This is a genomic window from Streptomyces botrytidirepellens, assembly GCF_003721215.1.
GTDB lineage: Bacteria > Actinomycetota > Actinomycetes > Streptomycetales > Streptomycetaceae > Streptomyces > Streptomyces himastatinicus.
In genome coordinates, this window is the sequence record NZ_RIBZ01000872.1 from 19,079 (window position 1) to 29,258 (window position 10,180).

Sequence of the window (10,180 nt, forward strand, 5' to 3'; positions counted from 1 at the left end):
GGCTGAAGCCCCTGCACGAGCCGGTTCCCCTGCTCGTACCGACTGGTTAGTATGTGCGCCCCGACGCGTTTCGCGCCCCTATCGAAAGCTTCTGGAGGCCACCGGATGCAGGCATGGCGAGTGCACGACAATGGCGAGCCGCGTGAGGTGATGCGCCTCGACGACGTGCTCGATCCGGTGGCCGGGCCCGGGGAACTGCTCCTGCGGGTCCGGGCCGTCAACGTCAACTTCCCGGACGCCCTGCTGTGCCGCGGCCACTACCAGGTGCGGCCGCCCATGCCGTTCACCCCGGGCGTCGAGCTGTGCGGCGAGATCGTCGCCCTCGGCGAGGGGGCGCAGGGCGAGGTGGGCGCGCGCGTCCTGGCCACCCCCACGCTCCCCGCGGGCGGCTTCGCCGAGTACGTGACCGTCGACGCGGCCACCGTGCTGCCGGCGCCCGACGCCCTGGACGACGCCCAGGCCGCGGCCCTGCACATCGGCTATCAGACGGGCTGGTTCGGCCTGCACCGCCGGGCCGGGCTGCGGGCCGGGGACACGCTGCTGGTGCACGCCGCCGCGGGCGGCGTCGGCAGCGCCGCCGTCCAGCTCGGCAAGGCGGCCGGGGCGCGGGTGATCGGTGTCGTCGGCGGCGAGGACAAGGCCCGGGTCGCCCGCGAACTGGGCTGCGACGTGGTGCTCGACCGGCGCGGCGACGACATCGTGGCCGCGGTCAAGGAGGCCACCGGCGGACGCGGCGCCGAAGTCGTCTACGACCCGGTCGGCGGCGACGCCTTCGCCCAGTCCGTCAAGTGCATCGCGTTCGAGGGCCGGATCGTGGTGGTCGGCTTCGCCAGCGGTGTCGTCCCGCAGGCCGCCCTCAACCACGCCCTGGTCAAGAACTACGCCATCCTCGGCCTCCACTGGGGCCTGTACAACACCTACGACCCCGCCGCGATCCGCGCCTGCCACGACGAGCTGACCAAGCTCGCCGCCCAGGGCACCGTGAAACCGCTGGTCAGCGAGCGGGTGCCGATGAGCGGGGCCGCGGACGCCGTCCAGCGTGTCGCCGACGGCGTGACCACCGGCCGCGTCGTGGTCGTCCCCGGACAGCCCGAGGGAGGCGCCCGATGAGCACCCCCGAGACCGACCGGGACACCGCCGCCGTGGACGCCGACGGACTGCGCCGCCGCACCCGCGCGCTCCTCGACGCCCACCCCCCGGCCACCACCGACCGCCTGGACTTCCTGCGCGCCCGCTTCGACGCCGGACTCGCCTGGGTGCACTACCCGGTGGGGCTGGGCGGCCTGGACGCCCCCCGCTCGCTCCAGGCCGTCGTGGACGCCGAACTCGAGGCCGCCGGCGCACCGGACAACGACCCGCGCCGCATCGGCATCGGCCTCGGCATGGCCGCGCCCACCATCCTCGGCTTCGGCTCCGAGGAGCAGCGGCAGCGGTTGCTGCGCCCGCTGTGGACCGGCGAGGAGGTGTGGTGCCAGCTGTTCAGCGAGCCCGGCGCGGGCTCCGACCTCGCCGCGCTCGCCACCCGGGCGGTGCGCGACGGCGACGACTGGGTGGTCGACGGCCAGAAGGTCTGGACGTCCAGCGCCCACCTCGCCCGCTGGGCCATCCTCATCGCCCGCACCGACCCCGACCTGCCCAAGCACCGCGGCATCACGTACTTCGTCTGCGACATGACCGACCCCGGCGTCGAGGTCCGGCCGCTGCGCCAGATCACCGGCGAGGCCGAGTTCAACGAGGTCTTCCTGACCGGCGTACGCATCCCCGACAGCCGCCGCCTCGGCGAGATCGGCGAGGGCTGGCGGGTCGCCCAGACCACCCTGATGAACGAGCGCGTCGCCATCGGCGGCGGCCGCGTCCCCCGCGAGGGCGGCATGATCGGCCTGGTCTCCGAGACCTGGCGCGACCGCCCCGAACTGCGCACCCACGATCTGCACCAGCGGCTGCTGCGGCTGTGGGTGGACGCCGAGGCCGCCCGGCTCGCGGGCGAGCGGCTGGGCCAGCAGCTCGCCGTCGGACAGCCCGGACCCGAGGGCTCGGCCATGAAGCTCGCCTTCGCCCGGCTCAACCAGGAGATCAGCGCCCTGGAGGTCGAACTGCTGGGGGAGGAGGGCCTGCTCTACGACGACTGGACGCTGCGCCGCCCCGAACTGGTCGACTTCACCGGACGCGAGGCCGGGTACCGCTATCTGCGTGCCAAGGGCAACTCCATCGAGGGCGGCACCTCCGAGGTCCTGCTCAACATCATCGCCGAACGCGTCCTGGGCCTGCCGCCCGAGCCGCGGACCGACAAGGACGTCCCGTGGAAGGATCTGCCCCGATGAGCACCCCGGACCTGCTCTACACCGAGGCCGAGGACGATCTGCGCGCCGCCGTGCGGTCGCTGCTCACCGACCGCTGCCCGCCCGCCGCCGTGCTCTCCGAGGCCGAGAGCGGCCGGGCGCACGATCCCGCACTGTGGCGCTCCCTGGGCACCGAGATGGGCACGGCGGGGCTGCTCGTGCCCGACAAGCTCGGCGGACAGGGCGCCACCGCGCGCGAGGCGGCGGTCGTGATGGAGGAACTGGGCCGGGCCGTCGCCCCCGTGCCGTACCTCACCAGCGCCGTCGTCGCGGTCGGCGCCGTGCTGGGCTGCGACACCGGTGAGGCCGCCGTGGCGCGGCTGCTCGGGGCCCTCGCCGAAGGCCGCACCATCGGCGCGCTGGCCGTTCCGGCGGCCACCACGCCCGGCGCCACCGCCCCGGCCGCGACCGTACGGGTGGACGGCGACGGGACGCTCAGCGGCCGGATCACCCATGTCGCGGGCGCGGCGGGCGCCGATGTGCTGCTCGTCCCCGCCGACGGGCCGGACGGATACGGCCTGTACGCCGTGGAGACCACGGAAGCCAGCGTCTCCGTGGAGCCCCTCACCTCGCTCGACCTCACCCGGCCCCTCGCCGCGGTGACCCTCACCGGCGCCCCCGCGCGTCGGCTGGCCGACGCCGACCGCGCGCGAGCCGCCGTCGTACGGGCGCTGCTCACCGGCGCCGGACTGCTCGCCTCCGAGCAGCTGGGCGTGGCCGAATGGTGTCTGACCGAGACCGTCCGCCACACCAAGGAGCGCCATCAGTTCGGCCGCCCCGTCGGGTCGTTCCAGGCCCTCAAGCACCGGATGGCGGCGCTCTACCTGGAGTTGGTCTCGGCCCGCGCCACCGCCCGGCACGCCGCCGACGCACTGGCCGCCGACAGCCCGGACGTCCCGGTCGCGGTGGCCGTGGCGCAGGCGTACTGCGGGCAGGTGGCGGTGCACGCGGCGGAGGAGTGCGTACAGCTGCACGGCGGCATCGGCATGACCTGGGAGCACCCGGCGCACCTCTACCTCAAGCGGGCCAAGAGCGCCGAGATCCTGCTCGGCACCCCGGGCCGCCACCGCCAGGCGCTCGCCGACCTGGTGGACCTCCCCACCCCCACGGGCTGACTGCCCCCGCGGGCTGACCGGCCCCGCGGGCTGACGCCCGGTGAATCCGCCCCGCTGCCAGGCTGATTCACCGGGCGCCGCGGTCACTTGGAGGTCGAACGGGAGATCGGCACTCGTGTGGAGTACCCGCTTCGGGGGGATTCAGGGCGATTCTGGGCCACACTGACGGCCGGATCCCGATCCCCTGAAGCGGCCCAGGAGGCTCCCCATGGCCATTTCGATTTCCGTGGTCCTGCTCCTGCTGATCCTCGCGGTGGTCTTCCTGCGCAGCGGCGGGCTGCGCGTCTCGCATGCCCTGGTCTGCGTCACGCTGGGCTTCTACCTGGCGAGCAGCAGCATCGCGCCGACCATCTCCGAGGGCCTGTCCGCGACCGCGGACGTGGTCAGCAGCGTCCGCCCCTGACCGGCGCCCGCGGCCGCGGTGCGGTCACGCTCAGCGGCCGATCTCGACGTCCTCCAGCACACCCAGGGCGTCGGGCACCAGAATCGCGGCCGAGTAGTAGGCGCTCACCAGATACGACGTGATCGCCTGCTCGTTGATGCCCATGAACCGCACGTTCAGGCTGGGCTCGTACTCATCCGGAATGCCCGTCTGATGCAGGCCGATCACGCCCTGGCTCTCCTCCCCGGTACGCATCGCGAGGATCGAGCTGGTGCCGGACTCGCTCACCGGGATCTTGTTGCAGGGCAGCAGCGGCACCCCGCGCCAGGCGCGCACCGCGACCCCTGCCACCTCGGCGCCCTGCGGATACAGCCCCCGGCTGCTGCACTCGCGGCCGAAGGCGGCGATGGTGCGCGGATGTGCCAGCAGATACTGCGTCTTGCGGCGGCGGGCCAGCAGCTCGTCCAGATCGTCCGGGGTGGGCGGGCCGCTCCGGGTGTGGATGCGCTGGGAGAGGTCGGCGTTGTGCAGCAGACCGAACTCCCGGTTGTTGATCAGTTCGTGCTCCTGACGCTCGCGCAGCGCCTGGATGGTCAGCTTGAGCTGTTCCTCGACCTGGTTCATCGGTTCGTTGTAGAGGTCGGCGACGCGGGTGTGGACGCGCAGGATCGTCTGGGCCACGCTCAGCTCGTACTCACGCGGCTTCAGCTCGTACTCCGCGAACGTCCCCGGCAGCGTCGGCTCCCCTGTATGGCCGGAGGTGACCGCGATATCGGCCTCCCCCTTCCGGTTCTGCGCGGGTGCGCTCCGCCCGGACGCCTCCTGGAGATGGCTGCGCAGCGCCCCGGACCGGTCGGCGGCCTCCTGGAAGACCCGGCGGGGGAGGGTGAGCACCGTGGTCCGGGTGACGGCCCGCGCGGTGAACTCCCAGGTGCGCTCCGGCCCGGTGAGCACCGAGTCGCCGAAGTACTCCCCGTCGGCCAGCAGCCCCAGCGCCGTGCCCTCGTCGTACGCCCCGGGCGCGATCTGCCGGACCTTGCCGTGGGCGATGAGGTACACCTGATCGGCCGGGCGCCCCGCCTCGACCAGCACGTCGCCCGGCGCGTATTCCCGCTGTACGCAGCCGTCCGCCAGCGCCTCCAGCACCGCGGTGTCGCCGAAACCGCGCAGCGTCGGCAGCTCACCCAGCTCCGGCGGAATCACCCGCACCTCGGAACCGGTGCTGATGAACTCGATCCGTCCGTCCCCGACCGTGTAGCTGAGCCGCCGGTTCACCCGGTACGTACCGGCCGACACCTGGACCCAGGGCAGCACGCGCAGCAGCCACCGGGAGGAGATGGCCTGCATCTGCGGCACGGACTTGGTCGTGGTCGCCAGGTTCCGGGCGGCGGCCGTACCCAGACTCAGCGGCTGCTCACCGGACTCCACGGAGGTGGTCATCTGTGTTCATCACCCATTTCGGTAGAGGGGGCGTTACGGGAAGGTCATCCGGGCGGCCGAGGGCGCGGCCGCCGGACCATCAGAGTCCGATTTCCACGTTCTCCAGGATTCCGAGCGCGTCCGGGACGAGGACGGCCGCGGAATAGTAGGCGCTGACGAGGTACGACATGACGGCCTGGTCGTTGATTCCCATGAAACGAACGGAAAGGCTCGGCTGGTATTCATCCGGAATTCCGGTCCGGTGGAGGCCGATCACGCCCTGGTTCTCCTCGCCGGTGCGCAGCGCGAGGATCGAGCTGACGCCGCTGCGGCTCACCGGAATCTTGTTGCACGGGAAGATGGGCACCCCGCGCCAGGCGGGCACCGCGTGCCCGTTCACCTCCGCGTGCTGCGGGACGATGCCCCGGCTGTTGAACTCCCGGCCGATCGCCGCGATGGCCCGCGGATGGGCCAGGATCAGCGCTGGGTCCTTCCAGACGGTGGCCAGCAGCGCGTCGAGGTCGTCGGGGGTGGGCGGGCCGCTGCGGGTGTGGATGCGCTGGGAGAGGTCGGCGTTGTGCAGCAGGCCGATGTCCGGGTTGTTGACCAGCTCGTGTTCCTGGCGCTCGCGCAGGGCCTCGATGGTCAGCCGGAGCTGCTGCTCGACCTGGTTCATCGGTTCGTTGTAGAGGTCGGCGACGCGGGTGTGGACGCGCAGGATCGTCTGGGCGACGCTCAGCTCGTACTCGCGGGGCTTCAGCTCGTACTCCGCGAACACCCCGGGCAGGACCGGCTCGCCCGTGTGTCCCGAGGCCAGGTCGATGGACGCCTCACCGTGCTCGTTCTGCGGGGCCACCGGCGCCGAGCGCACCGCCTCCACGTGCGCCCGCAGCTCCCGGGACCGGTCCAGCTGCTCTTCGAACTCCTGGCGGGAGAGGGTGAGCGCCGTGCAGGAGGTGACCGCCTTGGCCGTGATGCCCCAGGTGCCGGGCTCGGCGGCGGCCAGCTCCCGCTCGCCGAAGTGGTCACCGCCGGCGGCCGAGCCGACCACCGAGGGCTCGTCGAACGCCCCCTCGGTCAGCTTGTCGACCTTGCCGTGGGCGAGCAGGACCAGCTCGTCCGCCGGGTGCCCGGCCTCCAGCAGAAGCTCCCCGGGGGCGAACTCGCGCTGGGTGAAGCGGTCCGCCAGCGCTTCCAGCACCTCGGTGTCCTCGAAGGCCCGCAACAGCGGCAGCTCGCGCAGCTCGACGGGGATGACCCGCACCGTCGACCCGGTGGTGGTGAACTCCACCCGCCCGTCACCGAGCGTGTGCGACGCCCGGCGGTTCACCCGGTACGAACCACCCGGAACCTGCACCCACGGCAGCATGCGCAGCAGCCACCGCGAGGTGATGCCCTGCATCTGCGGCACAGACTTTGTCGTCGTCGCCAGATTCCGTGCCGCCTCCGTGCCCAGACTCGTGGGCGGCTGCGGATTGCCGATACCGGAACCTGATTCAACGGACGTCGTCATCGTGAATGCTCACCCATCCTGTACGGCCTTGAAGAGATATTCCGCTCGAGCAACTGCCAAGCTATCAGCGGATTTTGGGCCGTGCATTCACTCGAAAGAGTGCCTCACCAGGGGTTTGCGGAATTAGTGCCGGGTGAATACTCCGATCCCATTCGGGACCGGCCGCTCGGCACCGCCCGAGGGGTGGTTGCGCACCGTCGTCCGTGCGCCGTCCGGCTCGCGCGCGACGAGCGTGGACGAGCCGCCGCCGTCCAGATCGACCGCGTCCTCGGCGCCGGTGTCGAGCATGAGGTCCGCGAGTTCACCGATGGTCAGGCCCTTGCGGTAGTCCGGTCCGCCGTCCAGGGCCAGCAGATAGAGCCGGTGCCCGCCGTCGGCGATGCCCGCGGAGGTGCGTACGGCCGCGTCGACCGTGTCCAGCCCGGCGAGCGGGCGGTCGTCCCGGACGATCGGAAAGCCGCCGACCGCGAAGGTGAACGGCGCCCGCTGCGCGCCCTCCAGCCGGTATCCGAGGCGCACCGGGTCGCCGACCCGCAGCGCGCGCAGGTCCCGCGCGCCCGCCTCGCGCCCCACCAGGACGACGGTGTCCGGTGCGATCGCGCCCTCGCCCGGTGCGGCCGCCACCCGGGTGACCACGCCCCGGCGCACCGTCACCTCGTAGGTCTCCTGGCCGCAGGGCGCCGCCCGGTCGGTGTCCGTCCCGCAGACGGCGCGGGCACGGGAGGCCGTCCCCCAGTCGGAGGTGTACGCGCCGACGCCGCCCTCCGCCACCGCGTACTGGTTGACCCCGCGCAGCGGCAGCGTGCCCTGCCGGGCCTCCACGGTGCCCCGCAGCGTCAGCCGGCCGAGCCGGGCCACATGGTCCGCGCCCAGGCCGACCACGTCCTCCGTGGTGGTGCCGGACGGCAGCACCGGGCCGAAGCGCTGACCATTGGGCACCGCCGACTTGAGCGCCGCCCCGCCCGCCACCGCGGGGCCGACCGGGGCGCCCGTGGCCGGCACTCCGGGGTGCTGGGTCTCGGAGATGTTGAAGAAGTCGCCGTTCACGGCGGCGACCGCGCCTCGCTCGTCGGCCATGGCGGAGACCGGCTTGCGGGCGGCGACCGCACCCGCGGTCAACAGATCGAGCGAGATGCCCGGTTCACGCAGATCCACCGAGAGTAGATGGCCGTATGCCGTGCCGTGCGAAGCGGCCACGGTGAACGTCCGGTATTCGACGCCCGGCGCGATGACCGCGCTCGAGCCAAACCGCGGCGCGCGGGCGTCGGCGTGCGCCGGTGCCGCCCCGGCCGCGTCCGTGCCGACCAGCGCGGCCCAGGCCAGGACCACCGCCGCCACCCGCACCCGCGTTCCGCGTCCACGTCCCGTCATGGCTCTGCGCCGCCTTTCCGTCAGCCGATCCCGTCGCCACCGGACTTCGCCGCCCGCCGCCGGGGCCGCGGGAACGGCGTGGAAATGGCCGGGGACCACCTGCGGAACTCTTCGCACGCCCCTGCCCACGGGGACCGCGGCCCCCCGATACTCACTGGCGTCCGACGCGTACATCCGGCACCACGCCGGGACGAGAGCCGGGAGGCCCCCATGGTCCGCCGTACACGCCGCGCCTTTGTCGTCACCCTCGGAGCCGCACTCGCGGGCGGCACCGCCGCCCCGGCGTTCGCGGACTCAACCGGCCCCAGGCCCAAGCCGCCGCTGGCCAGAGCCCATGCGCACAACGACTACGAGCACCCGCGCCCGCTCATCGACGCCCTGTCCCACGGCTTCGGCAGCGTCGAGGCCGACATCTGGCTGGTGGGCGACCAGTTGCTGGTCGCCCACGACGCGACCGACCTCGACCCCACCCGCACCCTGGAGTCCCTCTACCTCGACCCGCTGTTCCAGCGCGTCACGGCGAACCGCGGCCGGGTCTACCGCGGCTACGACCTGTCGCTGCAACTGCTGATCGACATCAAGACCCCCGGCGAGGCCACCTACCTCGAACTCGCCAAGCGGCTGCGCCGCTACAGCCGGATGTTCAGCACCGCCTACGGTGGGGTCGGCGGCGGGGTGCGGCGCGGCGCGGTGACCGCCGTCATATCGGGCGACCGCGGAGCCCGGGCCCCCATGGAGGCCGAGAAGGTGCGCCACGCCTTCTACGACGGACGGCTGGAGGACATGGGCACCGGCGTGCCCGCTTCCTTCATCCCGCTCATCAGCGCCGACTGGACGAAGACCTTCACCTGGCAGGGCGTCGGCCCGATGCCGCAGGAGGAGCGCGAGAAGCTGTACCAGATCACCGTCGCCGCCCGCGCGGCCCGGCAGAAGGTGCGCTTCTGGGCCACGCCCGACCTCGCGGGCCCGGCGCGCGAGGCCGTGTGGCGCGAGCTGCTGGCCGCGCGCGTCGACTACCTGAACACCGATGACCTGGCGGGGCTGGAGGACTTTCTGCGCGGCGCTCACTGACGCGGCCTGAAGCGGGCACGCTCGCTGACGCGGCACGCTCACTGATGCGGCACGGGGATCCCGGCGGGCGGGCCCGGCGGACTCGCGGAAATCGGTTCGCGGGACGCCGGTCCGTTCCGCCATGCTGACCGCCATGCTCATCAGGACCGCCACCCCCGAGGACTGGCCCGCGATCTGGCCCTTCCTGCACCGCATCGTTGCCGCGGGCGAGACGTACACCTACCCCCGTGACCTGGACGAGGGCCGGGCCCGTGACCTCTGGATGCTGAAGCCCCCGGGCCGAACTGTCGTCGCCACCGACGCCGACGGCACGGTGCTCGGCTCGGCCAAGATGAACCCCAATCAGATGGGGCCCGGCGCGCACGTGGCCGGTGCCAGTTTCATGGTGGCGCCCGAGAGCGGCGGGCGGGGCGTCGGCCGCGCGCTCGGCGAACACGTCCTGGAATGGGCGCGCGCCGAGGGCTACCAGGCGATGCAGTTCAACGCCGTGGTGGAGGCCAACACCCGGGCGGTCGCGCTGTGGCGCTCACTCGGCTTCGAGATCGTGGGCACCGTGCCCAAGGCGTTCCACCATCCGGCGGAGGGTTACGTCGGGCTGCACATCATGCACCGCTTCCTGTGACCGCGGCCGCCTCCCTGAGCCCCGCCGGATCGTCGAGGACGGCCTGCACCACGGAGTGCGCCGCGCCGAGCAGCGGACCGTCGGAGCCCAGCCGCGAGACCGTCACCGTGCCCTGACCGGAGCGCGCCGGGTCCGCGACCCGCAGCGCCAGTTCCCGCTCCAGGGCGGGCAGCAGCCAGGGCGCCAGCGGGGTGAGCGCGCCCCCGAGCACCACCGTGCGCGGGTCGAGGAGGTTCACGGCACCGGCCAGCGCGATACCGAGCGCCTCGCCCGCGCCGCCCAGCGCGTGCCGCACCCGGCGGTCGCCGTCCGCCGCCCGCTCGGCCAGCAGGGCGATCCGGCCGCCGG

The 10,180-nt window shown here is 73.0% G+C and carries 10 protein-coding genes; 6 read left to right on the top strand and 4 right to left on the bottom strand.

What is annotated here, in order from left to right; genetic code table 11:
- The first annotated feature begins 105 nt into the window (after positions 1-105).
- From EEJ42_RS47455 to EEJ42_RS47470, 4 genes are all read left to right on the top strand, one after another.
- Positions 106-1,110 (top strand): NADPH:quinone oxidoreductase family protein, encoded by a 1,005-nt coding sequence (locus EEJ42_RS47455; protein WP_123108355.1) that lies wholly within the window; start codon positions 106-108, stop codon positions 1,108-1,110.
- Positions 1,107-2,321, top strand: a complete 1,215-nt coding sequence (locus EEJ42_RS47460) for an acyl-CoA dehydrogenase family protein (RefSeq protein ID WP_123108356.1) — start codon at positions 1,107-1,109, stop codon at positions 2,319-2,321. Before EEJ42_RS47455 ends, EEJ42_RS47460 begins: the two co-directional genes overlap by 4 nt.
- On the top strand, positions 2,318-3,454 hold the full coding sequence (locus tag EEJ42_RS47465) for an acyl-CoA dehydrogenase family protein (protein WP_123108357.1): 1,137 nt from the start codon (positions 2,318-2,320) through the stop codon (positions 3,452-3,454). The genes EEJ42_RS47460 and EEJ42_RS47465 overlap by 4 nt, the downstream gene beginning before the upstream one ends.
- A 208-nt stretch (positions 3,455-3,662) precedes the next feature.
- Positions 3,663-3,857 (top strand): hypothetical protein, encoded by a 195-nt coding sequence (locus EEJ42_RS47470; RefSeq protein ID WP_009720740.1) that lies wholly within the window; start codon positions 3,663-3,665, stop codon positions 3,855-3,857.
- A gap of 30 nt (positions 3,858-3,887) precedes the next feature.
- Here EEJ42_RS47470 and EEJ42_RS47475 read toward each other — a convergent pair whose 3' ends face one another.
- The 3 genes from EEJ42_RS47475 to EEJ42_RS47485 all read right to left on the bottom strand — a co-directional run bounded on the left by EEJ42_RS47475 (position 3,888) and on the right by EEJ42_RS47485 (position 8,139).
- A complete protein-coding gene (locus EEJ42_RS47475; RefSeq protein ID WP_123108358.1) occupies positions 3,888-5,276 on the bottom strand; it encodes a family 2B encapsulin nanocompartment shell protein in 1,389 nt (462 codons plus the stop codon).
- A gap of 79 nt (positions 5,277-5,355) precedes the next feature.
- The gene (locus tag EEJ42_RS47480; protein ID WP_123108359.1) at positions 5,356-6,768 is read right to left on the bottom strand and encodes a family 2B encapsulin nanocompartment shell protein; all 1,413 of its coding nucleotides are present in this window, start codon (positions 6,766-6,768) and stop codon (positions 5,356-5,358) included.
- A gap of 123 nt (positions 6,769-6,891) precedes the next feature.
- Positions 6,892-8,139, bottom strand: a complete 1,248-nt coding sequence (locus EEJ42_RS47485; protein WP_123108360.1) for a phosphodiester glycosidase family protein — start codon at positions 8,137-8,139, stop codon at positions 6,892-6,894.
- Between the two features lie 210 nt (positions 8,140-8,349).
- On the opposite strand from EEJ42_RS47485, the gene EEJ42_RS47490 reads away from it, so the two are divergent.
- Together EEJ42_RS47490 and EEJ42_RS47495 are read left to right on the top strand one after the other, a co-directional pair.
- A complete protein-coding gene (locus tag EEJ42_RS47490) occupies positions 8,350-9,210 on the top strand; it encodes a phosphatidylinositol-specific phospholipase C/glycerophosphodiester phosphodiesterase family protein (RefSeq protein ID WP_123108361.1) in 861 nt (286 codons plus the stop codon).
- 133 nt (positions 9,211-9,343) lie between these two features.
- The gene (locus EEJ42_RS47495; protein WP_246097943.1) at positions 9,344-9,832 is read left to right on the top strand and encodes a GNAT family N-acetyltransferase; all 489 of its coding nucleotides are present in this window, start codon (positions 9,344-9,346) and stop codon (positions 9,830-9,832) included.
- On the opposite strand, the gene EEJ42_RS47500 is transcribed toward EEJ42_RS47495, so the two are convergent.
- Positions 9,813-10,180, bottom strand: a 368-nt coding sequence (locus EEJ42_RS47500) for an ROK family protein (protein WP_148082245.1), incomplete at its 5' end; no start/stop codon positions are given. The two genes, EEJ42_RS47495 and EEJ42_RS47500, sit on opposite strands and share 20 nt — an antisense overlap.